Annotated in this window: 24 protein-coding genes; 6 read left to right on the plus strand and 18 right to left on the minus strand. The window is 65.1% G+C overall.

Annotated features, from left to right (window positions below; all coding sequences use genetic code 11):
* Positions 1 to 39: 39 nt before the first annotated feature.
* The 9 genes from DWB23_RS02605 to DWB23_RS02645 all read right to left on the minus strand — a co-directional run bounded on the left by DWB23_RS02605 (position 40) and on the right by DWB23_RS02645 (position 9838).
* On the minus strand, positions 40 to 954 hold the full coding sequence (locus DWB23_RS02605; RefSeq protein WP_121741244.1) for a DMT family transporter: 915 nt from the start codon (positions 952 to 954) through the stop codon (positions 40 to 42).
* A 136-nt stretch (positions 955 to 1090) separates the two neighbouring features.
* Positions 1091 to 1732: a 3-isopropylmalate dehydratase small subunit gene (gene leuD / locus DWB23_RS02610; protein ID WP_121741901.1), complete on the minus strand. Its 642-nt coding sequence runs from the start codon at positions 1730 to 1732 to the stop codon at positions 1091 to 1093.
* A 100-nt stretch (positions 1733 to 1832) separates the two neighbouring features.
* Complete coding sequence (leuC, locus tag DWB23_RS02615) at positions 1833 to 3254, minus strand: 3-isopropylmalate dehydratase large subunit (protein ID WP_121741245.1); 1422 nt, start codon at positions 3252 to 3254, stop codon at positions 1833 to 1835.
* A complete protein-coding gene (locus DWB23_RS02620) occupies positions 3251 to 3580 on the minus strand; it encodes a hypothetical protein (RefSeq protein WP_121741246.1) in 330 nt (109 codons plus the stop codon). Before DWB23_RS02620 ends, leuC begins: the two co-directional genes overlap by 4 nt.
* Positions 3581 to 3594: 14 nt before the next feature.
* On the minus strand, positions 3595 to 4653 hold the full coding sequence (ilvC, locus tag DWB23_RS02625; RefSeq protein ID WP_121741247.1) for a ketol-acid reductoisomerase: 1059 nt from the start codon (positions 4651 to 4653) through the stop codon (positions 3595 to 3597).
* The gene (gene ilvN, locus DWB23_RS02630; RefSeq protein ID WP_121741902.1) at positions 4646 to 5332 is read right to left on the minus strand and encodes an acetolactate synthase small subunit; all 687 of its coding nucleotides are present in this window, start codon (positions 5330 to 5332) and stop codon (positions 4646 to 4648) included. The genes ilvC and ilvN overlap by 8 nt, the downstream gene beginning before the upstream one ends.
* Before the next feature lie 73 nt (positions 5333 to 5405).
* Positions 5406 to 7232, minus strand: coding sequence for a biosynthetic-type acetolactate synthase large subunit (gene ilvB, locus DWB23_RS02635; RefSeq protein WP_121741248.1), 1827 nt, complete (start codon positions 7230 to 7232; stop codon positions 5406 to 5408).
* A 338-nt stretch (positions 7233 to 7570) separates the two neighbouring features.
* On the minus strand, positions 7571 to 8809 hold the full coding sequence (locus DWB23_RS02640; RefSeq protein WP_449289616.1) for a LeuA family protein: 1239 nt from the start codon (positions 8807 to 8809) through the stop codon (positions 7571 to 7573).
* Positions 8810 to 9244: 435 nt separating this feature from the next.
* Positions 9245 to 9838, minus strand: coding sequence for a winged helix-turn-helix transcriptional regulator (locus tag DWB23_RS02645; RefSeq protein ID WP_121741249.1), 594 nt, complete (start codon positions 9836 to 9838; stop codon positions 9245 to 9247).
* A 427-nt stretch (positions 9839 to 10265) separates the two neighbouring features.
* On the opposite strand from DWB23_RS02645, the gene DWB23_RS02650 reads away from it, so the two are divergent.
* Together DWB23_RS02650 and DWB23_RS02655 are read left to right on the plus strand one after the other, a co-directional pair.
* On the plus strand, positions 10266 to 10721 hold the full coding sequence (locus DWB23_RS02650; RefSeq protein ID WP_121741250.1) for a ferritin-like domain-containing protein: 456 nt from the start codon (positions 10266 to 10268) through the stop codon (positions 10719 to 10721).
* A 238-nt stretch (positions 10722 to 10959) separates the two neighbouring features.
* Positions 10960 to 11250, plus strand: coding sequence for a DUF5779 family protein (locus tag DWB23_RS02655; protein WP_121741251.1), 291 nt, complete (start codon positions 10960 to 10962; stop codon positions 11248 to 11250).
* 124 nt (positions 11251 to 11374) lie between these two features.
* On the opposite strand, the gene DWB23_RS02660 is transcribed toward DWB23_RS02655, so the two are convergent.
* Both DWB23_RS02660 and DWB23_RS02665 read right to left on the minus strand, forming a co-directional pair.
* Entirely contained in the window at positions 11375 to 11872 is a 498-nt protein-coding gene (locus tag DWB23_RS02660) for a YciE/YciF ferroxidase family protein (protein ID WP_121741252.1), read from the minus strand.
* Positions 11873 to 11963: 91 nt separating this feature from the next.
* Positions 11964 to 12647 carry a VOC family protein gene (locus DWB23_RS02665; protein WP_121741253.1) on the minus strand — a complete coding sequence of 228 codons (684 nt, stop codon included), beginning with the start codon at positions 12645 to 12647 and terminating at the stop codon, positions 11964 to 11966.
* Positions 12648 to 13108: 461 nt separating this feature from the next.
* Here DWB23_RS02665 and DWB23_RS02670 point away from each other — a divergent pair, with 461 nt between their 5' ends.
* Positions 13109 to 13792 (plus strand): hypothetical protein, encoded by a 684-nt coding sequence (locus DWB23_RS02670; RefSeq protein ID WP_121741254.1) that lies wholly within the window; start codon positions 13109 to 13111, stop codon positions 13790 to 13792.
* A gap of 90 nt (positions 13793 to 13882) precedes the next feature.
* Positions 13883 to 14308, plus strand: coding sequence for a hypothetical protein (locus DWB23_RS02675; RefSeq protein ID WP_121741255.1), 426 nt, complete (start codon positions 13883 to 13885; stop codon positions 14306 to 14308).
* Positions 14309 to 14421: 113 nt separating this feature from the next.
* Here the strand turns inward: DWB23_RS02675 and DWB23_RS23670 are convergent, their stop codons facing one another.
* Entirely contained in the window at positions 14422 to 14544 is a 123-nt protein-coding gene (locus DWB23_RS23670) for a hypothetical protein (protein ID WP_275086280.1), read from the minus strand.
* A gap of 107 nt (positions 14545 to 14651) precedes the next feature.
* A complete protein-coding gene (locus DWB23_RS02680; RefSeq protein WP_121741256.1) occupies positions 14652 to 14861 on the minus strand; it encodes a ribbon-helix-helix domain-containing protein in 210 nt (69 codons plus the stop codon).
* Between the two features lie 89 nt (positions 14862 to 14950).
* On the opposite strand from DWB23_RS02680, the gene DWB23_RS02685 reads away from it, so the two are divergent.
* Positions 14951 to 15280 carry a DUF5789 family protein gene (locus tag DWB23_RS02685; protein ID WP_121741257.1) on the plus strand — a complete coding sequence of 110 codons (330 nt, stop codon included), beginning with the start codon at positions 14951 to 14953 and terminating at the stop codon, positions 15278 to 15280.
* Between the two features lie 9 nt (positions 15281 to 15289).
* On the opposite strand, the gene aglJ is transcribed toward DWB23_RS02685, so the two are convergent.
* The 3 genes from aglJ to DWB23_RS02700 all read right to left on the minus strand — a co-directional run bounded on the left by aglJ (position 15290) and on the right by DWB23_RS02700 (position 18746).
* Positions 15290 to 16327 carry an S-layer glycoprotein N-glycosyltransferase AglJ gene (gene aglJ, locus DWB23_RS02690; RefSeq protein WP_121741258.1) on the minus strand — a complete coding sequence of 346 codons (1038 nt, stop codon included), beginning with the start codon at positions 16325 to 16327 and terminating at the stop codon, positions 15290 to 15292.
* A 75-nt stretch (positions 16328 to 16402) separates the two neighbouring features.
* Positions 16403 to 17692 carry a UDP-glucose 6-dehydrogenase AglM gene (gene aglM, locus DWB23_RS02695; protein ID WP_121741259.1) on the minus strand — a complete coding sequence of 430 codons (1290 nt, stop codon included), beginning with the start codon at positions 17690 to 17692 and terminating at the stop codon, positions 16403 to 16405.
* A gap of 94 nt (positions 17693 to 17786) precedes the next feature.
* On the minus strand, positions 17787 to 18746 hold the full coding sequence (locus DWB23_RS02700; RefSeq protein WP_121741260.1) for an alpha/beta hydrolase: 960 nt from the start codon (positions 18744 to 18746) through the stop codon (positions 17787 to 17789).
* Between the two features lie 141 nt (positions 18747 to 18887).
* On the opposite strand from DWB23_RS02700, the gene pyrE reads away from it, so the two are divergent.
* Positions 18888 to 19415: an orotate phosphoribosyltransferase gene (gene pyrE, locus DWB23_RS02705; protein WP_121741261.1), complete on the plus strand. Its 528-nt coding sequence runs from the start codon at positions 18888 to 18890 to the stop codon at positions 19413 to 19415.
* Between the two features lie 468 nt (positions 19416 to 19883).
* Here the strand turns inward: pyrE and DWB23_RS02710 are convergent, their stop codons facing one another.
* Positions 19884 to 20522, minus strand: coding sequence for a class II aldolase/adducin family protein (locus DWB23_RS02710; RefSeq protein WP_121741262.1), 639 nt, complete (start codon positions 20520 to 20522; stop codon positions 19884 to 19886).
* On the minus strand, positions 20519 to 21232 hold the full coding sequence (locus tag DWB23_RS02715) for an HAD family hydrolase (protein ID WP_121741263.1): 714 nt from the start codon (positions 21230 to 21232) through the stop codon (positions 20519 to 20521). Before DWB23_RS02715 ends, DWB23_RS02710 begins: the two co-directional genes overlap by 4 nt.
* Positions 21233 to 21237: the final 5 nt, after the last annotated feature.

The raw sequence follows: 21237 nt of genomic DNA on the forward strand, positions 1-21237 counted from the left end.
GGGACCGATTCGGCCGGGAAGCAAAGCGGTGGTCTCGAGTCAGGGACCCGCCACGCCGGGTCCGACTCCCGCCGCATCGGCGATCGCGCGGCGCTTGAGCAACACGAATCCGACGGCGACCACCGCGAATCCGACGACGGTCACCACGCCGAGCGACTCGTCGAGCAAGAGGACGCCCGCGACCGTCGCGACGACCGGGACCAGATAGCCGATCAGCGCCGCTTCGAACGCACCGTGTTCCTCGAGGATCGTGAAGTAGATCAGGAAGGCGATCGCCGTCGCGAAGACCCCGAGGTAGAGCAATACGCCGAGCGAGGCGGGACCAATCACGTCGACGCTGGGTGACTCGCCAGTGGCGAAACTGACGGCGTGCAAGACGAACGCGCCGACGAACATCGACCAGCCGACCAGCGGCAGTTGCTCGAGGGTCGGTCCGGCCCGTTGAATCAACACGCCGCCGAGTGCGACGCTACACACCTGCCCGACGACGAGCAGTCGCGCGGCGGTATCGCCCGCGAGGAGGTTCCCGGGGTCGGGCTGGACGATCAATCCGACGCCGAAAAACCCGATCGCCGCGCCGACGGCTCCGATCGCCGAGAGCCGTTCGCCGAGTAGCGGGATCGCCCACAGCGCGGTGATGATGGGAATCAATCCCTGTAAAATCGCGGCGACGCCGCTCGGAACGGTCTGTTGACCGAGAAACAACAGGCCGTTGCCGGCAATGAGGAAGATCCCGCCGCCGGCGACGGCCGCCAGATCGTTCCGCGCGGTCGGTCGCCACGTCTCGACCCGGACGGCAGCCGCGACCAGTAGCAAGATCGCCGCGATATCGTACCGGGCGGCCGCGAAGAACAGCGGCGGCAAGTACTCGAGGCCCACGGAAATCGCCGGAAAGGAGAGCCCCCACAGGACGGCGAGCGACAGGAACAGGAGAACGTCGAGATTTCGAGCCATAGTCACCGTTTCGGAGGAGCGGCGAAATCGCTGACGGTGGGATGACGACTCTGCCGCTTTCCGTGTGATCCGTTCGCAATCGGTCGTCCGCTCCAGCGAGCGCGAACGACCTCGAAAAGGACATCCGTCGATTCGGTTACTCGGCTTCGGGAATCGCGCCGTCCTCGACGTAAGGTAGCTCACGGGCCTTCTTCCGGACTTCACCGGCGTTGGACTTCATCAACGCCGTCGTGTCCCAGACGCCCTCGACGAGCGCCTTGCGCTGGGCGTCGTCGACGGTGACGTCGATCGTCTCGCCTCCGTACGTGACCGTCTCGGCCTCGACGTCGATCTCGAGTTCGCCGTCGGGGTTCTCGTCGACCCAGTCCTGGAGGTTCTGGATCGTTTCGCTGTCGGCGGTGACGGTCGGGATGCCGAGCGCCAGGCAGTTGCCCGCGAAGATCTCGGCGAAGCTCTCGCCGATTACCGCATCGATCCCCCACCGCATCAGCGCCTGGGGCGCGTGCTCTCTCGAGGAGCCACAGCCGAAGTTACCGTTGACGACCATGACCGACGAATCCTGGAACCGGTCCTCGTTGAACGGATGGTCCTTGAGGTCGTCGTTCTCGTCGAACCGAAGGTCGAAGAAGGCGAACTCGCCCAGTCCGTCGAAGGTGACGACCTTCATGAACCGCGCCGGGATGATCTGGTCGGTGTCGATGTCGTTGCCCCGGATCGGGACGCCGGAGCCGGAGACGAAGGTCACCTCCGGAATGTCGACCGCACCGTCTCCGCTCATGCTACCACCTCCGGCGCGTCGCGCATCCGCGGTGGCGTTCGCTCCGATCGGTCGCGGACTCCGTCCACTCGCGTGTTCGAGATGCGTGGCGTCTCGCTTCTCATGCCACATTCACCTCCTTCAGATCGCGCACGTCAGAGACCTCCCCGTTGATCGCCGCCGCGGCGACCATCCGCGGGCTCATCAGGACGGTCCGTCCGTCCTTGCTCCCCTGCCGGCCGACAAAGTTCCGGTTCGAGGAGGAGGCGCAGGCCTCGTCGCCCTCGAGTTGGTCCTCGTTCATCCCCAGACACATCGAACAGCCGGCGTTTCGCCACTCGAAGCCGGCTTCCTCGAAGGTGTCCTTGAGCCCCTCGTTCTCGGCGGTCTTCTGGACGCGCTGGCTGCCGGGAACGACGAGCGCGCGGACATCGTCGTGGACCTGCCGACCCTCGACGAGTTCCGCCGCGCGGCGCAGGTCGGGGAGTCTGGCGTTCGTACAGGAGCCGAGAAAGGCGACGTCGATATCGTAGCCTTCCATCGTGTCGCCGGGCTCGACGCGCATGTGTTCCTGGGCGCGTCGCGCCGTGTCCCGTTTGTCTTCGGGCAGGTCCTCGGGTGCCGGGATCGCTTCCGTGATGCCGATTCCCTGGCCCGGCGTGGTTCCCCACGTGACGACCGGCTCGAGTTCGTTCGCGTCGATCGTGACGACGTCGTCGTACTCCGCCGTCTCGTCGCTGCGGATCGACTCCCAGTAGGGTTTCAGTTCGTCGAACTTCTCCGGGCGCTCCTGGAAATAGTCCGTCTGCTCGAGCCACTCGTAGGTGGTCTCGTCGGGGTTGACGTAGCCCGCTCGAGCGCCGCCCTCGATCGACATGTTGCAGATCGACATCCGCCCCTCCATTCCGAGGTTCTCGATGGCCTCGCCGGCGTACTCGTAGACGTAGCCGACGCCGCCTTCCGTTCCGAGCCGGCGGATGATCTCGAGGATGACGTCTTTCGCTTCGACGCCTCGTCCGAGTTCGCCGTCGACCTGAATCTTCCGGACCTTCTGTTTCTCGAAGGCGAGCGTCCCCGTCGCGAGCACGTCCCGGATCTGGCTGGTGCCGATCCCGAACGCGAGCGCGCCGAACGCGCCGTGAGTCGACGTGTGACTATCGCCGCAGACGATCGTCTTGCCGGGCTGGGTGATCCCCTGCTCCGGGCCGATGACGTGGACGATCCCCTGATCACCCGTCGTCGGGTCCGAGAACTCGATGCCCGCCTCGCGGACGTTTTCCTCGAGCTCCGACATCATCTCTTCGGCCGCGTCCTCCTCGTACGGACGGGACTGGTCGGCGGTCGGCACGATGTGATCGACCGTCGCGTGGGTCAGCTTCGGAAAGGCGACCTCGAGGTCGCGCTCGCGGAGCATCCCGAACGCCTGCGGACTCGTGACCTCGTGGATGAGGTGGAGCCCGACGAACAGCTGATCCTGCCCGGTCGGCAGCGTGGTCACTTTGTGTCGGTCCCAGACCTTGTCGTACAGCGTTCCCGTACTCATTCCTCGTCTCCTACCGTGTTCGGTTTTCGCCCGCGCTCGAAGACGCGGTTCGTGTCCTCGGCGTTCTTTGGCGGCGTGTGGTTGACGTCTTTCATCGTTTCCTGGTCGTCGGATTCGCCGTTCGAATCGGTTGCGGACGGGTCGCTTTCGGAGGGCCGGTGATCGTCCGGCGTTCGGCTCGGCTCACCGCCGTCGGTTACGACGGTCGGGCCGCGGCTGAACAGCTGACCGGCCGTTTCCCCCGTGTAGGGGTTCGTGTGGTCGATCTCGCCCATCGTTCGCCGGTCCGCGTTGCGTTCGGTTCGGTCGTTCGTCGGTCGTGTCATGGGTCGTGTACCTCTCAGTCAGCCTGGACGCGAGGCTGTTCGTCGTCCGTTTCTTCCTCGTCTTCCGTCTCGGCTTCCGCCCACGCGAACAGGTCGCGCAGCCGTTCGCCGACCTCCTCGATCTCGTGGTTCTTCTCGGCCTGGTTGAGCTGCGTGTAGACGGGGCGCTTCGCCTGGTTCTCGGCGATCCACTCGGTCGCGAACTCGCCGTTTTGAACCTGCTCGAGCACCGTTTCCATGTTCGCCCGAACCTGGTCGTCGATCACGTCGTCGCCGCGGGTGAGCCCGCCGTACTCCGCGGTATCCGATACGGAGTCCCACATCGCGCCGAGTCCGCCTTCGTACATGAGGTCGACGATGAGCTTCATCTCGTTCATGCACTCGAAGTAGGCCATTTCGGGGCTGTAGCCCGCATCGACCAGCGTCTCGTAGCCGACTTTGATCAGTTCGGCGATGCCGCCACAGAGGACGGCCTGTTCGCCGAAGAGGTCGGTCTCGGTCTCCTCCCGGAACGTCGTCTCGACGACGCCGGCGCGCGTACAGCCGATTCCTTTACCGTACGCCAGCGCTCGCCCCTTCGCGTCGCCGGTCGCGTCCTGATAGACCGCGAGCAGGCCCGGGGTCCCTTGCTCGTTCTCGTAGTTCCGGCGGACGAGGTGGCCCGGCGACTTCGGCGCGATCATCGTCACGTCGACGTGCTCGGGCGGCTGGATCTGGTTGTAGTGGATGTTGAACCCGTGGGCGAACTGGAGCGTGTTGCCGTCCTCGAGTTCCGGTTCGATCTGTTCGTAGACCGCCGGCTGGACCGTATCGGGGACCAGCATGGAGACGACGTCGGCTCGAGCCGCCGCCTCGACCGGGGTCGCTACCTCGAGTCCGTCCGCCTTCGCGGCCTCGCGGGAGGCGGAACTCTCGCGCAGGCCGACGACGACGTCGACCCCGCTGTCGTGGAGATTGAGCGCGTGAGCGTGACCCTGACTGCCGTAGCCCAGCACGGCGACCGTGGCGTTTGCGAGGTACGATTCGTCCGCGTCATCGTCGTAGTACATTTCGGTGTTGAATTCGTCAGTCATCGGTTGTTGAGTGGGTTGGTGATTGCGTTCGCTGTTGGTTCGCCGTCTCGGCGGATAATACTTCGTCGGCGGTGGACGCCGAGTCGGACGCGCCCGTGCTATCGGTCCCGCGAGCGAGCGCCGTCGTCCCGGTCCGGGAGATCTCTCGAATCCCGAACTGGCTGAAGGTCTCGATCGCGGCCTCGATCTTCTGGCGGGCGCCCGTTACCTCGATCGTCGCCGTTTCCGGGCACGAGTCGACGGTCTTCCCGCCGTACATCTCCGCGACCGCAGCGACCCGATCGGGGCGGTCGGCGTCGACCTTCACGAGCGCCAGTTCGCGACGCATCGCGTCGGGCTCGAGTTCCCGAACCGAGATGACGGGCACCAGCTTTCGAAGTTGCTTTTTGATCTGGTCGATGCCGGGATCGGGTTCCTCGACGACGACCGTGATCCGCGCGTGGGCCTCGTTCTTCGTCGGTCCGACGGTCAGACTTTCGATGTTGAACTGCCGCCTCGAGAACAGCCCCGAGACGTCCGACAGGACGCCGGGTTCGTGCGTGACCAACGCCGAGATGACGGTCCGTCGGGGCGTGTGCGTCGCCTCGACCTCCGGATCGATGCGAATCCCCTGTTCGTTGCGCCGTCCCGACGGGGTCGGTCGCTCTTCGGGCTTCGGTCCGTCGAGTCCGCGTTTCACGCGAACCACCCCGTGGTTCGCTGACCGGAGTGGCGCGAAGACGCGAAGTCGAAAGCGCTCGCTCGTTCGGAATTCATAGCTGGTCCTCCGCCAGCGCGAACTGGCCGTTGTCGCCGCCGCTTGGCACCATCGGGTAGACGTTCGCCTGCGGGTCGATGTGGACGTCGATCACGGACGGGCCGTCGTAGGCGATCGCCTCCTCGATGGTGTCCGCGACGTCGTCGTACTCGTCGATGCGGAAGCCGGCCGCGCCGAAGGCTTCCGCGAGCTTGTCGAATTCGGGCATCCAGTGGTAGTCCGAAGCGGAGTGACGGCCCTCGAAGAAGGCGTCTTGCCACTGCCGGACCATTCCGATGTACTCGTTGTTGAGCACCGCGACCGTGATGTCGAGGTTCTCGCGAACGGCGACGGACAGTCCCTGCAGCGTCATCAGGAACGAGCCGTCGCCGTCGATACAGACGACGTCCTGGTCGTCGTCGGCCGCGAATCGCGCGCCGATCGCCGCGGGCAGGCCGTACCCCATCGTCCCGAGTCCGTGACTCGAGACCCACGTTCGGGGCTCGGTGTACGTCCAGTACTGGCAGGCCCACATCTGGTGCTGGCCGACGCCGGTCGTGACGATGGTGTCGTCGGCGGTGGCCTCGTCGAGCGCCTCGACGACGAACTCCGGTTGCACGGGTTCGTCCTCGGGCGCGTCGTAGGCCATCGAGTAGTCGGACTTCCACTGCTGGCACTGGGCGCGCCACTTCGTCGCTTTGGGCGACGTGGTAACCGACTCGCGCAGTTGCTCGACGACCGTTTCGGCGTCGCCGATCAGCGGATAGTCCGCGTGAATGTTCTTCGAGATTTCGGCGGGATCGATGTCGACGTGGATGAGCTCCGCGTCGGGCGCGAAGGTTTCGATGCCGCCGGTCAGGCGATCGTCGAATCGCGTCCCGATTGCCAGCATCGTATCGCAGTGGGTGATCGCCATGTTGGCGTACCCGGTGCCGTGCATGCCGGCCATCTCCATCGATAGCTCGTGGTCCTCCGGGAACGATCCGATGCCGGGCATCGTGGTGACGACCGGAATCTCGTGTTCGATGGCGAACTCGCGGCAGGCCTCGCTGGCCTCGCCCTTGATCACGCCGCCGCCCAGCAGCATAACGGGCCGGTTGGCGTTCTCGAGGCGTTCGGCCGCGGCCGCGACGATCTCCGGATCGGCCCGCTCCTGGACCTCGTAGGTCTCAGGAACTCGAGGCTCGTCGGGTTCGCGGTCCGTCTCGGCTTTCGTGACGTCTTTGGGCAGATCGACCAGGGTCGGTCCCGGCCGTCCCTCGCGGGCGAGCGCGAAGGCTTCGCTGACGTCGCTGCCGACGCGGTCCGGATCGGACGAGAAGGAGTTGTCCTTCGTGACCGGCGTCGTGACGCCGGTCGTATCGGTCTCCTGAAAGGCGTCGTTACCGACGAACGCCGTCGGAACCTGGCCCGTGAGGGCGACCAGCGGATCCGAGTCCATGTCGGCGTCCGCGATGCCCGTGACGAGGTTGGTCGCGCCCGGACCGGACGTGGCCAGGCAGATACCCGGCTCTCCCGAGACGATGCCGTAGGCGTCGGCCGCGTGGGCTGCGCCCTGTTCATGAGCCATCGTCACGTGGTAGATGTCCGAATCGAAGAGGGCGTCGTAGACGGGCATGATCGCACCGCCTTGCACGCCGAAGGCGTACTCGACGCCCGCGTTCTCCAGTGCGCGGATGACGGACTCGGCACCCGTCGTAACTGGCTTCGGTGTCGGCTCCGAACCCGCATCAGCATCGGTGTCGACCTCGGTGACCGCGTCCGGCGTTGCGCTATCGGTAATTTGGTCGTCGTCCTGTTCCTCTCCGTCCGCTGGGGTAATTTTGGCTGCACGTTCGCTCATCGATTACCTCCCGCCGCAGTACGGCGATTCGTGGGGTTGACGCTGGGTGTCTGGTGTGATGTCATCTGCTGGATTGCGTGTCGCTGTGAAAACGATGCGACGAATTCCGATCGCGAGTGACGAGGAACTAGAAGTGGGGCGTAGTCGCCCCTACAATACGAATCTGGGCGAACGCGCTGCTGTCGACCGTGTGCGTACGAGTCGACGGCGAAGCGCGGACCGTCATTACTACTGACGTAGGTTTCTCGAGGGATATAACCTTTGCGAGTCTCGGGGGGTGAACCGCTCGAGCGCCACAGCAGGGGCTCGCGGACGGTGGCAAACGGGACGGACATCCCTTAGGCGCGCACCTCCTCCTCTTCGCGCTGGCGTTCGACGCCGGCTTCGGTGGCGAAGCGCTCCAGGTCATCGACGGTGACGCGGCGCTTCTCGGCGCCGTAGTCCTTGACTCGGCGAGTGACCGCTCGCACCTGATCGTCCGTGGGTTCGAACCCGCACTCGAACAGGCGTTTGCGGACCGAGTGCGTGCCGGTGTGTTTCCCCATGACGAACTGGCGCTCGGCACCGACCATCTCGGGAGTCATCACACCGGGCTCGAACGTGTCGGAGTTCTCGATGATGCCGGCAGCGTGGATGCCGCTCTCGTGAGAGAAGGCGTTCGAGCCGACGATAGGCTTGTTGCCCGGCGTCCCCATCCCGCTTTTCTCCTCGACGATCTCCGACAGTTCAGTGATGCGGGTCGTATCGATCCCCGTATCGGTCTGGTAGAGCGATTCGACGGCCATCACGAACTCCTCGTAGGCGGCGTTGCCGGCCCGCTCGCCGATGGAGTTGACCGAAACTTGGGCCTGATCGGCTCCCGCTTCGATGCCGGCCAGCGCGTTCGCGGTGGCCAGTCCGAAGTCGTCGTGCGTGTGAACGTCGATCCGCGCGTCGGTGTGGGCGCGGATCTTCTCGATTAGTGCTTTGAACCGGGTCGGCGTGGCGACGCCGCACGTGTCCGGAACGTTGATCCAGTCGACGCCCGCCTCCGTGACCGCCTCGATCACGTCGATCAGGTACTGTTCGTCGGTTCGCGTCGCGTCCATCGGCGAGAACATGCAGGTCGTTCCCGACTCGCTGACGCGTTCGACCGAGTCGACTGCGCGCTGTACGACTTCGTCTCGAGTGCTGTGCATCGAATCCTCGATCTGAACGTCGCTGGTGCTGACGAACAGATGAACCATTTCCACACCGGAATCCAGTGCGGCCTCGATATCCCCATCGACGACGCGGGCCAATCCGCACGTCGTCGTCGAGGTCGATGACGCGATATCACGAACGGCTTCGAACTCCGCGTCCGAGTTGACCGGGAATCCAGCCTCGATGACGTGGGTTCCCATGTCGTCCAGAACGGAGGCGATCTGCCGTTTGTCGTCGTAGGAGAACGACGTTCCGGGTGATTGTTCACCATCCCGGAGAGTGGTATCAAAGACACGTGCTGACTCTATTTCGTCAGTGGAATCTAACGTGCCCTGGAAGAACTCGACCCCCCTGACTGGTGTCAGAGGACGGGTTGTCTTGTGAAGACATTGTATCTGATTCCGACGTGCGACGTGATATATAAACCTGGCGCTGTGACCACCGGCCCCAGGCGTGATAGCCACACACACGGGTTCGTCGAAGTCGGAAAACCACCCGACATCAACGACCTAATAGAGTTCGCAGATCCTATTATCATACCAGCGTCCGCTCGAAGCGGCCGCCGTTCGTCGTTCGATTCGGCTCGATTATCGGCCCATTCTCGGTCCGATACCCCTCGCAGCGCTGGCGCGCGCACTCGGTGGACGTTCGGTCAGGACGTGATGCCCGAAGCGGAGTGAATGCCAGAATGAATTTCAAGACCGAATATTAGTGAACGATTATGGAGATACGCGGGCTCCGGACGGCGCAATAGCACCCCGTCGTCGCTCGAATACCCGACGGGCGGACCCCCGCTGTCGGTCGGGACGAACGCAGGACGTTGATACCCACTACTCGAGCGCGTCCCGACGGTCCTCGTACTCGCTGACGTACCGATCCTCGCAGGAGGGACAGCAGAACGTCTTCACCTCGCCGCCGACCGTCGCCGTGACGCCGTCACCGGTGATCTCCTTGCCACAGACGACGCACTCGAGGGAGAAGCCGCCCGCCGAGAGGCCGGCGACCCGATCCGAGCGCGCGAGTAGCGTGACGTTGTAGCCGGACAGCGACTCGAGGTCGATCTCGGACTCGAGCCACGAGCGCGCGGTCGCGTCGGGAAGCGTCGCGCGGACGATCACGCGGCCGTCCATCCCCTCGGCGACCGTGTCGACGCCCGGCAGTTCGGTCGCGCCGGCGTAAACCTCGTCCACCGCGTCGGGTCGCGCCTCGAGTTCGATCAGGACGGGGACGTCACCCCGAAGTTTCTCCCGGTCGACGTCGATCGTGAACCCCCGAATGAGTCCCTGCTCCTCGAGGCGGGCGATGCGATCCGAGACGGCCGGGGGCGTGAGATCGACCCGCTCGGCGATCTCGTTGTACGGTCGGCGGGCGTTCTCGAGGAGGAGTTCGAGGATCTCGAGGTCCGTGTCGTCGAGGTCGCGCATGGGAGACGGTTGGGCAGGAACGGACAAGAGTGTACGGAGTCGAGAACCAAAGACGCGGCGTAGCGCGACGAACTCGAGGAGGAGCGACGACGGATCCGAGAAGCGGTGAGCGGTCTCCGGGCGAGGGGCGGGAGCGGTCTCCGGACGAACGTCCCGTACGCGCTGGCAACGACGGTTTCCACGTCCTCCCCAGCCGATTTCTCCTCACGGTGCGAAGCACCCGTTCGGATGGTTCGCGGAACCTCCGGTTCCGCGCTAACGCTCGCGGTTCGAGACGCGATTCGCTCATCGCGTCTCTGCGCGCCATCACCGTCTCGTCCGTGCACCGTCATCGTCTCGTCTGCGCACCAGCAACCGTCTCGCAGTCGATCGCACAGGCACGCGCGGGTGTCACGATTTTGGCGATCGCCGTGGTAGGCTCTCGAGCATGACGACCGACGAAATTACCGACCTCCTGACGGAGGCCTACATCGACGAACTCGAGACCGTGATGAACTACCTGACGAACGCCATCGTCCTCGACGGCGTCCACGCCGAAGAGGTCAAAGTGAGCCTCGAGGAGGACGTCCAGGAGGAACTCGGGCACGCACAGATGCTCGGCGAGCGGTTGAAGCAACTCGATCAGTCGCCGCCGGGATCGGAGGCGTTCGAGGCCAACCAGCACAGCCTCCAGCCGCCCGCGGACACGACGGACGTGCAGTCGGTCATCGAGGGCGTCATCGAGGCCGAGGACGACGCGATCGAAACCTATCGCGCGCTCCACGAGGCCGCCTCGGAGGCGAACGATCCCGTCACGGAGGACGTCGCGGTGACGATCCTGTCCGACGAGGAGGCCCATCACACCGAGTTCCGCGGGTTCCACAAGGAGTTCCCGCAGGACTAGTCGTCGCGTAGACGGCGTTCAGGTGTCGTTCTGCGTAGACGGAGTTTAGGGGGGTGCTTCCGCGAGCGGGCCGACAACCGATGTGGAGAGCGCTCGCGCTCGAAGCAGGGGGAGGAGGCTTTTGATCAACCGTTTGCGCTGCGGTCTGCCGTGCTGGTGGCTGCGCCACACAGCGCGGAGGCCCTCGGTAACAGGTTGGAGGCGAACGTTTTTCTCGTCCCGGTTCGATCCACCCGGTATGAGCGACTTCGACCTCGACCTTCGAACCGTCGAGGAACACATCGACGAGGAACTCGATATCGAGGGCAGTATCGTCCTCGGGATGCTCGACGGAACGACCCCGTCCGAGGAGTGGTTCGAGGCGATCTCGAAGGGGAACGTCCTCGTGCTCAACGTCGAGGGCGACGTCAACGAACTGGCCTCGAGTTTCGCCCGCGACGTCAAGGAGTCCGGCGGCAGTCTCGTCCACTTTCGCGGCTTCCTGATCGTGACGCCGCCGGGCGTCGACGTGAGTACGGATCGACTCTGAGATCGGAGCGGGGGCCGACGATAGCGCGCGAGGCCGTCGCGAGTACCACGAGCGACTGTTCGAGTCCTCGCCCGACGCGAAAAAGTGCGACTTCGACCGATCCGGACGCGACGCGTTCGATCCGCTAGCTCGAGGCTTCCAGTTCGCCGTAATCGAACTCCTCGCCCATCTCCGAGAGAGTCTCGAGTTCGTCCTGCTCCTCGCGCAGCGTCTCCTCGAGCGTGTCGGCCGCGTCGTCCATCCCGAGCTGGTCGGCCATCGGGATGAGGTTCCCGTAGACCGAAATCTCGTAGTGTTCGGAGTGCTGGCCGGCGGCGATGTTGAACCGATCGATAGCCTCGTCGCTGGGGTCCTGGCTCATGAACGATTCGTGGGCCTCGATCATCCCCTCGACGACGGGGTCTTCCTCGGCTTGCGGTTCGGCGTCGAGCTGGGCGAACACCTCCTCGATGCGGTCGATGTGCACCTGCGTCTCCTCGCGGTGCTCGGCGAACCCGCTCTTGAGGTCCTCGTTCGAGGAGGTCTGCTCGAGGTCCTCGAGGGCGTCGACGAGGCGCTGTTCGGTGTGATAGGCGTGCTGGAGGCCGGATTCGAAGAGGTCTTCTATTGAGTCGATGGTCATTGGCGATCCGTTTGAACGGACAGCGCTGGCGTCGATAAGCGGCGAGCTTGCAGGTGAGCGGAAATCGGCTCGCGTACGAAGAACGCGACGCTCAGGCCGTAAACGTCAGGAAATGCCCGTCCGGGTCCCGAACCACCACCGTCTCGGTCGTCTCTCGCTCGACCGATTGGACACGATCGCGAACCGCCTCGAGCGCCCGTTTCGGCTCCTCGGTTTCGAATCCGAGATCGACGTGGACCCCGCCGCGTGCATCCGCGATACCCAGATGTGGCTCCCAGAGCTCGAGCGCCATCGGTCCGTTCATGCGGACGCGCTTCCGGCTCTCACCGGTATCGACCGTCTCGAATCCGAGGTCGGCGTAGAACGACGCCGCGCGCTCGAGCGATTCGACCTCGAGCACGACTTCGAAAATGCCGGCGATTCCCGGCCCGTCGACGTCCTGCTGGCCGAGTTCGACGCAGTTGCCGTCCGGATCGTACAGATACAGCGACTTCGAAGGGCCGAACCGAGCTTCCTCGAGGTCGTAGTCGTCGCTCAGCCGGTCCCACCGATCGTCGTACTCCGCGACCGGGATCGAAAACGCGTAGTGGGTGTGGAGGCCGCCCCGCGGGAAGCCGTCGGGCCGTCGCACCACGAGGTCGGTTTCGCCGGCCGCGAACACGAGTTCGTCGGGTCGCCGCTCGCGAACGGTCATCTCCAGGTGCTCCTCGTAAAACGTCCGCGCGGGCTCGAGATACTTGGCCTCGAGTGCGAGCCAGGACAGCCCAGTGAGCATGCCCGCACATACTCGCGGGAGGGCCATATACTGTCGGCCGGAGGCTGTCCGTTGGCGTCTCGACCGTCGTCCGGCGAGTTCGACGCTGTCGACGCCGCCGCGGCGTGATCGGTTGTCATCTCAGCGGTCAGTATAGGCGAAGAACGGTGCACTCACCGCGAGCGAGCAAAGGGAGCGAACGGGCCGACGACCGACCCGTAGGGGAGGGAGGAGTGCTTTTCATCAACGTTTTGCCGAGCGACCGAGCGCCAGCGAGGGAGCGCAGAGCAAAAGGTTGGCACGTATAGTGTACAGCGACGTTCAGCAACGCCGTGACCTCACAATCGGTGCCATCCAGCGTAGCAACGCGTCGCCGACAGCACAGCCGGTACAGACAGCAGGATCGGGACATCAACGGTGTGCCTCGAGTCGGAGAAATTCCGATCCCACGTTTATGCGTCCCGCGACCGTAGCGTCCCGGTATGAACTTTCGCGCCGACGAATCCGCGACCGACTTCCTCGAGATCGACCGCTTTGACGACGGCGTCGGCTGGATCGCCCATCCGGACGAAGCGATGGAACGGGCGAGTCACGCCCTCGAGATCGACGGCGAGGTCTGGGTCTTCGACCCCGTCGACGCCGAGGGGATCGACGACCTGTTCGCCGAATTCGGCGACGTGGCCGGCGTCGCCATCCTGCTCGATCGCCACAAGCGCGACGCCGCCGAGATCGCGAACCGGCACGACGTCCCGGTCTACCTTCCCAGGTGCTTCGAAGGCGTCACCGAGGAGATCGATGCCCCGGTCGCCCGCTTTTCGGGCGAGTTGTCGAATACCGGTCTCGAGGCCCACACTGTAGTCGACAACCGCTTCTGGAAGGAAGTCGCCCTCTACGATCCCGACGACGGAACGCTCCTCGTTCCCGAGTCGGTCGGGACCACGTCGTACTTTCTGGCCGGGAACGAACGACTCGGCGTCCACCCGATGCGCCGCCCCGTTCCACCACGGGAGGAGTTGGGCGGGTTCGCCCCGGAGCGCATCCTCGTCGGTCACGGTCCCGGGATCACGACCGACGCCGCGACGGCGCTCGAGGACGCGCTCGCGAACTCGCGACGCCACACGCCCCGGTTGTACGCGACGATGATCCGGCAATTGCTTCCCGTCTAGCGCGATACCGATTTTCGATAGCGCCGCGACTATCACGAGGAGGCCGGCGTGGGACACATCTAACTACGATCCTCTCGTAGTACGGCTATCGTGGTCTACATCACGCAGGCGCTCGTCGACGTCTTACTCGACCTGGCCAGCGACGGCGATCCGAATCGCGTGACGACGGGCGTCTCGGTCACCCCGGCGGGCGAACTCGAGGGCTCCGAGATCGGTCTACGACCCGAGACGCCGGTGTTCACGGATTTCTTCCTCCCCGATCCCGAAAACCCGGTCAACGCCGTCTTCGGCGTCAATCTCTCGACGCCCGCCCTCCAGACCCAGGGCCAGTTCGTCTCCCATCCGATCAGGGAACTCGAGGTGACCAGGCGAGACGACCTCGCTGAAGTGATCTTCGTCGCCGTCCCGCCGTGGGAACTCGACGACCGGTCGTTCGCCGCCTTCGACCGCCGCGGTCAACGCCAGCCGCTCGAAGTTATCGACGCCCAACCGCCGGACCAGTCGCTGTCGGGCTAGACGCGCGTTCGCCGATTGACGGTCACGTAAAACGGGATGGGCGGTCACGAATCACGAAAGAAAGAACGTGCGCGTGAGCGCACCGGAACGGGGAAGACCCGCTCGCGATTCGTTCAGTTGCCCGGTGTTGCTGGTCCGTTGCCACCGATTATTCGATCGACGATGCTCCCGCGATTCGACTCTCGACCGTCCTCGTCGTCGTCCGTCGGAGACGGAAAGTCGGGAATGTGTGGCATGCGTCTCGACCTCCATCGTACCCTCGGGCGCTCGAGACGGATACCGACCCACCCTGTCGATGCCGGGGCGAGGTCCGGAGTCGTCGGTCTCGTTCGGTTCGGATCCGCTACTCGAGGTAGCCGAGTCCGCGAAGCTGTTCGGTGATCTCCTCGAACTCCGCTTCGGTGAGTTCGCCCTCCTTCTGGTGTTGGATGACGATACTGCGAAGCAGGAACCGAACGAGATCGCTCGTGCTCTGGAAACTCGTCCCTTCGATCGTCTCCTCGACGCGTTCGGCGAGGTCCTTCGGGATCGAAACCGTCGTATATTCCGTCATACACGATACTCTGTCGCCGGCGGGAAATGCGTGTCGGCAGCGAGGACGTCTTCGTAGCGGTTTTGCTATCGGACGCAGTATCCGTTCCCATGGGAGTCCGACCACCCTCGAGCGGAGACGACGATGAACCCGAGAGTGTCGAGTTCGGTATCGCCGCCGTCGACGCGCGTCTCAAAGACGCTGATCTCTCGTTCCCAGCGACGAAAGACGACGTCGCGGCCGAACTCGGTCACAAACAGATCCCCTACGACGTCCACGGAAGCGACGTCGCGCTGGGTGAGATACTCGCGGACGTCGACACCGCGGAGTTCCGGTCCCGACAGGAACTGTTAAACGACCTTCACGGACCCTTCGAGGAGTATCGGCGGAATAACTCCGGCGGCGTCTTCCAGCAGGTTCGGTCGATGCTTCCGTTCTGAGGACCGTGGTTACGGGTCGTCGTCGTCCCGATCCAAGTGATCCGGCTCTCGAGTCTTTCGCGTGATCTGCTCGAGACGGCGTCGCTGCTCGCGATGCAGCGTGACGAGCATATCGGAGAGCACGCCGAACATGAGCAACTGGACGCCGAGTAAGATCGCGGCCGCGGACGCCATGGCCATGATCTCGTGGCCCTGCCCGTACTGGACCCACTGCCAGAGCACGTACGACGCGATGACGCCGCCGGAAACGATCCCGCCGGCACCGAGGCTGCCGAAGTAAAACAGCGGATTGTTCGTCTTGGCGAGCGAATACAGCGCGAGGATGATCGTCCCGCCGTCTCTGAGCGGATGGAGGTTCGTCTCCGACTCCTCCGGGCGGGCGCTGTAACTGATCGGGACGACCGTGGTGTCGATCCCGTGTTTGACGCACTCGACCGCGAGTTCCGTCTCGAGCGTAAACCCGTCCGAATCGAGCGAGAGCCGATCGAACGAGTCGACGGTAAACGCACGGTAGCCCGAGAGGATGTCGTCGTAGTCCGCGCCGTGAATGAACCGGAACGAGCGGTTGATCACTCGGTTGCCGATGCCGTTTAGCGCGCGCATGGCGTCGTCGTCCATGTCGGCAAATCGGTTGCCGATGACGTGTTCGTACCCCCGCGAGAGGGGCTCGATCATCGTGTCCGCGTCGGCCGGTTCGTAGGTCCCGTCGCCGTCGACCATCACCACGTAGGGGACGTCGATATACCTGAGCGCCTCGCGGACGGCCTGCCCCTTCCCGTCGCCGGATTGGACGAGCACGTGAGCCCCGCGGTCGCGGGCGATTTCGCGCGTCTCGTCACTCGAGTCGCCGTCGACGACGAAGACGTTCGTGTACCCCGCCTCGTGAAAGTCGTCGATGACGTCGCCGATCGTGGCCGCCTCGTCGAGCGTCGGAATGAGGATACAGACCTCGTTGGAGGCGATCTCACGCGTCTCACTGGTCATGGTGACTGCTCCACCATCACCGATCGAACTGTCCGAGTTCGCGTGAGCCACGTCATTGTCCATCGACAGGTATTCTTCTGCCAGAACGCAAAAACGTACTGATTGACCAGTGATCGACCTGCGGAGGATCGATCGTGATTACCAGGTGAGTCCCTCGTAGACGTCGAGTTCGTCCGTGTCGACGTCGATCCGGCGACCGTCGACGAGGATTCGCCGTGCCATCCCCTCGAAGGAGAGGTCGTCGAACTCGGGCCAGTCGGTCGCGACGACCGCGCCGTCGGCACCCTCGAGCGCGTCGACAGCCGATTCGGCGTACTCCACGTCGGGATACGCGGGCCGAACGTTCTCGATCGCAACCGGGTCGTAGGCGACGACCGTCGCGCCGCGATCCTGGAGCGACTCGATCACGTCGAGCGCGCGAGACTTGCGGATATCGTCGGTGCCGGGCTTGAACGACAGCCCGAGTACGGCGATGCGAGCCCCCTCGAGCGGGACGTGCTCGGCGAGCAGATCGACCAGTCGGCGGGGCTGGGCGTCGTTGACCGCGACGACGGCGTCGAGCAGTTCGGGGTCGTATCCCTGCGCTCGAGCGCCGGCTCGCAGGGCGTCGACGTCTTTCGGGAAACAGGAGCCGCCCCACCCCAGTCCCGAGCGCATGAACCGCTCGGAGATGCGGTCGTCGAGACCGACGGCCGCGAGCACTTCGTAGGCGTCCGCGCCGTACTCCGTGGCGATATTGCCGAGTTCGTTCACCAGCGACACTTTCGAGGCGAGGAAGGCGTTGTTGGCGTACTTGATGAGTTCCGCCTCGCGGATGTCGGTTTCGACGAGATTCGTCCCCTCGCGCGCGACGATCGGGGCGTAGAGTTCGCGCAGCGTCGCGGCCGCGCCCTCGCTCGTCGCCCCGACGACGACCTTGTCCGGTTCGAGGAAGTCCTCGACGGCCGTCCCCATCCGGAGGAACTCGGGGTTCATCGCGAGTTCGAGGCTGTCGCCGATCCGCGTGCCGGATTCGGTCTCGAGGATCGGGCCGACGACGTCCTGGGTGGTGCCCGGAAGGACCGTGCTCTTGACGACCACGAGGTGGTCGTCGTCCTTCTCGGCGAGCGCGCGACCGAGGGACTCGGAGCCGGCTTGCATGATCGCCAGATCGAGGCTGCCGTCGTCGGCCTGCGGCGTCGGCAGACAGAGGAAGGTGACGTCGGTCTCGCGAACCGCGGCGTAGTCGGTCGTCGCCCGGAGGTTCGTGCCGGCGTGCTCGGCGATCCGTTCCTCGAGACCCGACTCGTGGATCGGTGCCTCGCCGGCGTTGATCGTCTCGACGGTCTCTGCGTCGATTTCGACGTTGACCACGTCGTGTCCGAGATCCGCGAGGCAGGCGGCGACCGTCGTCCCGACGTACCCGCTGCCGACGATAGAAACGTGCATACCGTCCGTGAGGGGGGTCAGCGGTTAGTCAGTTTTGGGTTCGCTCGAGCGCGGGGAACGGCGACGGCACCGTTACTCGAGCGCGCCGCAACTACTACTCGAGCGCGCGTCGCAGATCGTCGACGGCTTCGTCGTAGGCCGCGTGGGCACGGTCGAGGTCCACCGGCTCCGAAATCATCCCGAAAAAGCCGTGGATCATGTCGTCGTAGTTGCGATAGGTGACCGGTACGCCGGCGGCTTCGAGCCGGTCGGCGTAGGCGGCGCCGTCGTCCCGGAGCGGATCGAAGCCGGCGGTCATGATCGTCGCCGGCGGGAGTGCAGCGAGGTCGTTCGCGAGCCGCGGCATCGCGTAGACGTTCCCCTCGTCGATCTCGCGCCCGAAGTAGTGCTCGCGGAACCACGCCATCTCGTCAGCCGTCAGGAAGTAGCCCTCGTCGTTTTCGCGATAGGATTCGGTTTCGTTCGCGGTTCCCGTTACGGGGTAAATCAGCAACTGGTAGGCGACCGCCGGCCCGCCGCGATCGCGAGCGAGCAGGGCCGTCGCCGCCGCTAGATTACCGCCAGCGCTGTCGCCCGCGAGGACGATTCGATCCGGATCCGCGGCCAGTTCCGAGGCCGCGTCGGCCGCCCACTCGAGGGCCGCATAACAGTCCTCGAGCCCCGCGGGAAACGGGTGCTCGGGCGCGAGTCGGTAGTCGACGCTGACGACCGGATAACCGGACTCGGCGGCGAGTTTTCGACAGGTACCGTCGTGCGTGTCGACGCCCCCGATGACCCAGCCGCCGCCGTGGAAGTAGAGCACCAGCGGGCGATCCTCGCCGGCCGTTCCGGGCTCGTAGATGCGGACCGGCAGGTCGCCGTCGGGGCCGTCGATTCGCCGGTCCGTGACCGACTCGAGGTCGATCGTCGGCTCACCGCCGAGACCCAGGTCGTCGAACAGTTGGCGGGCTTCCCGAGCCGACACCTCGTCGAACGACGGCGCGTCGAGCGAGTTGTACCTCTCGAGAAAGACCTTGACGTCGGGATGTGGTTCGGGTGCGCGAGATGGTGTCATCACACGCTACTCTCACCGGAATCAACAAAAATCTACGTTCCCGATGCGCCCGTTCGAAGCACACGGTGGACGATTCGCGTTCGCGCGCCGCCCCGTACAGTTCCACACCGCTTATTTCGGTTCGGTGCGCCCCTTCGAGCAATGACGAATCAGGCACTCATCGATGCCCTTCGCGACGCCGAAGCCGTCGAGTTCGGCGAGTTCGAACTCTCCCACGGCGGCACCAGCGAGTACTACGTCGACAAATACCTCTTCGAAACCGATCCGCGCTGTCTCGAGGCCGTCGCCGACGCCTTCGCCGAGCGCCTGAGCGCGGACGACAAACTCGGCGGCGTCGCCCTCGGCGGCGTACCCCTCGCCGCGGCGACCAGCGTCGCGGCCGGCGTCCCCTACGTCATCGCGCGCAAGCAGCGAAAGGAGTACGGCACCGGGAACCTGATCGAGGGCCGACTCGAGGAGGGCGAGGAGGTCGTCGTCGTCGAGGATATCGTGACGACGGGCACCAGTCTCGTAGACGCCATCGAGGCGCTCCGGGAGGCTGGCGCGACCGTCGACCGCGCGCTGGTCGTCGTCGACCGCGAGGAGGGCGGCCGCGAGAACGTCGAGGACGCCGGCGTCGAGATGGAGGCGCTCGTGACCGCGAGCGACCTGCTGGCCGACCGAGACTAGTCTGCGTTCGCCTGTTGGGCAGTGAACGTCCTCTCACGTCTTGTCGAGAACGGTACTCTGTCCGGGTCGCGCGGCGCGCTGGCGAGGCGTTCGGGTGACCGCGAGAACGCCTCGTCGAACCGCGAGGGACGAGTAAGCGACGCGAACGAGTCGGATGGGGAGGACGAGGCGCGAGCGTCGGGAGCGCCTCGAGGAGGCGAACGGGGAACGAAGTGACCCGTGAGCGGCGCGGTTGCGGGTGGGACTGAAAGGAGCCGACGAGTTCGAGGAAGGCGGACGACGTCCTCGCAAGCGAAGCGAGCGAGGGGGCAGCGAGACGTGCAGCGTCTCGCAGAGCAAGCACCGTAGCGAGCGAAGCGAGTGAGGAGCGCAGCGACACCCCCGACTCGATCCCGTCGGGGGCTTTCGAGGTGGTCGCGATCCCACCCCTCTCCATCTCCGAGACGACAGCTGAACTGAAACTCGAAACTACTGCCCGTACGACTCGAACTTCTCGAGCACCGTCTCCAACTGCTCGTCGGAGAGCGTCCGCGGTTCGAGCCCCGCAGCCGTCGTCTGCAAGTACAGTCGCGCCAGGCTCTCGACGTGGTGGGTGTTCTCGAGGGCGGTCTCGAGATCCGACGCAGTAACCACGAGCCCGTGGTTTTCGATGAACGTCGCCGTCGCGTCGGCGTCCATCGCGGCCACGATGTTCTCGGCGAGCGCGTCGGTCCCGTACGGTGCGTACTCGGCGACTGGCACGCGCTTTCCGACCGCGACGATCATGTAGTGGATCGGCGGCAGCGGTTGGTGGGCGACCGCCATCGTCGTTGACCACGGCGAGTGGGTGTGGACGATCGCGCCGACGTCCTCGCGCCGGTAGATCGCGGCGTGCATCGGCACCTCGCTGCTCGGGGCCATCTCGCCGTCGCGTTGCTCGCCGTCCACGCCGACGACGGGGACGTCCGCGGCGTCGAAACTGTCGTACGGGACGCCGGTCGGCGTGACCGCGAAGGCGTCGCCGGTGGCGCCGTCGCGAACGCTCAGGTTGCCCGTTCGCCCGGGCGTCAACGCGGCGAGTTCCGGCGCGTGCTCGACCACCGCTCGCCGCTGGGTCTCGAGGTTCACAGTACCACCTCCGTTAGATCGCCGAATGCATCCATCCTGTGGTCGGGCGCTCGGCGGCCTTCGAGGTCCACGTCGGCGCCATCGCCGTCACCGCCGTTGAACAACACCGTTTCGAGCCCCGCGGCGTTGCCGCCCACGACGTCCGCCTCGACGTTGTCGCCCACCATGACCGCCTCCGACGGTCGAGACTCGAGGCGCGCCAGGGGCAGCGCGAACATGACCGAACCCGGTTTCTCTCGGCCCGTCTCCTCGGAGGTCAACAGCAGGTCGATGTACGGCTCGAGTCCGAGCCGATCGATCTTCTCGAGTTGGATGCGCGTCGTGAGATTCGTGACGATGGCGACGTCGACTCCCGCGTCCTGCAGCGTTTCGAGCGTCTCCTCGACGTTCGGAAAGAGGGCCATCTCGTCGACGTAGCCCTCCCAGAACGCCTCGCCCAGCGCCAGCGCGTCGCCGGCTCTGGGTTCGCCCGTCCGTTCCTCGAGCGCGCGCTTGAAGTACAGAAACCGCTCGTGAGTCGCGGCCGTTCCGACGAGTTCGCGCTTTACCTCCCGACGGCCGGTCCGGTAGAATTCTTCGAACGCCTCCCGGTCGAAATCGTAGCCCCGGTCGCGGGCGGTCGCTCGAGCCGCGTCCATCCCCGCCTCCTTGCACGGCGGGTACGGATAGAGCGTGTCGTCGAGATCGAACAACACGGTCGTGATGGTCATACGGT

The organism is Natronorubrum halophilum (assembly GCF_003670115.1).
Classification (GTDB): Archaea; Halobacteriota; Halobacteria; order Halobacteriales; family Natrialbaceae; genus Natronorubrum; species Natronorubrum halophilum.

Excerpts from the sequence above, each read along its gene's own strand:
- DWB23_RS02605 (WP_121741244.1), bottom strand. The coding sequence starts at position 954 with ATGGCTCGAAATCTCGACGTTCTCCTGTTCCTGTCGCTCGCCGTCCTG.
- leuD (WP_121741901.1), bottom strand. The coding sequence starts at position 1,732 with ATGAGCGGAGACGGTGCGGTCGACATTCCGGAGGTGACCTTCGTCTCC.
- leuC (WP_121741245.1), bottom strand. The coding sequence starts at position 3,254 with ATGAGTACGGGAACGCTGTACGACAAGGTCTGGGACCGACACAAAGTG.
- DWB23_RS02620 (WP_121741246.1), bottom strand. The coding sequence starts at position 3,580 with ATGACACGACCGACGAACGACCGAACCGAACGCAACGCGGACCGGCGA.
- ilvC (WP_121741247.1), bottom strand. The coding sequence starts at position 4,653 with ATGACTGACGAATTCAACACCGAAATGTACTACGACGATGACGCGGAC.
- ilvB (WP_121741248.1), bottom strand. The coding sequence starts at position 7,232 with ATGAGCGAACGTGCAGCCAAAATTACCCCAGCGGACGGAGAGGAACAG.
- DWB23_RS02645 (WP_121741249.1), bottom strand. The coding sequence starts at position 9,838 with ATGCGCGACCTCGACGACACGGACCTCGAGATCCTCGAACTCCTCCTC.
- DWB23_RS02650 (WP_121741250.1), top strand. The coding sequence starts at position 10,266 with ATGACGACCGACGAAATTACCGACCTCCTGACGGAGGCCTACATCGAC.
- DWB23_RS02655 (WP_121741251.1), top strand. The coding sequence starts at position 10,960 with ATGAGCGACTTCGACCTCGACCTTCGAACCGTCGAGGAACACATCGAC.
- DWB23_RS02660 (WP_121741252.1), bottom strand. The coding sequence starts at position 11,872 with ATGACCATCGACTCAATAGAAGACCTCTTCGAATCCGGCCTCCAGCAC.
- DWB23_RS02665 (WP_121741253.1), bottom strand. The coding sequence starts at position 12,647 with ATGCTCACTGGGCTGTCCTGGCTCGCACTCGAGGCCAAGTATCTCGAG.
- DWB23_RS02670 (WP_121741254.1), top strand. The coding sequence starts at position 13,109 with ATGAACTTTCGCGCCGACGAATCCGCGACCGACTTCCTCGAGATCGAC.
- DWB23_RS23670 (WP_275086280.1), bottom strand. The coding sequence starts at position 14,544 with ATGCCACACATTCCCGACTTTCCGTCTCCGACGGACGACGACGAGGAC.
- DWB23_RS02680 (WP_121741256.1), bottom strand. The coding sequence starts at position 14,861 with ATGACGGAATATACGACGGTTTCGATCCCGAAGGACCTCGCCGAACGC.
- DWB23_RS02685 (WP_121741257.1), top strand. The coding sequence starts at position 14,951 with ATGGGAGTCCGACCACCCTCGAGCGGAGACGACGATGAACCCGAGAGT.
- aglJ (WP_121741258.1), bottom strand. The coding sequence starts at position 16,327 with ATGGACAATGACGTGGCTCACGCGAACTCGGACAGTTCGATCGGTGAT.
- aglM (WP_121741259.1), bottom strand. The coding sequence starts at position 17,692 with ATGCACGTTTCTATCGTCGGCAGCGGGTACGTCGGGACGACGGTCGCC.
- DWB23_RS02700 (WP_121741260.1), bottom strand. The coding sequence starts at position 18,746 with ATGACACCATCTCGCGCACCCGAACCACATCCCGACGTCAAGGTCTTT.
- pyrE (WP_121741261.1), top strand. The coding sequence starts at position 18,888 with ATGACGAATCAGGCACTCATCGATGCCCTTCGCGACGCCGAAGCCGTC.
- DWB23_RS02715 (WP_121741263.1), bottom strand. The coding sequence starts at position 21,232 with ATGACCATCACGACCGTGTTGTTCGATCTCGACGACACGCTCTATCCG.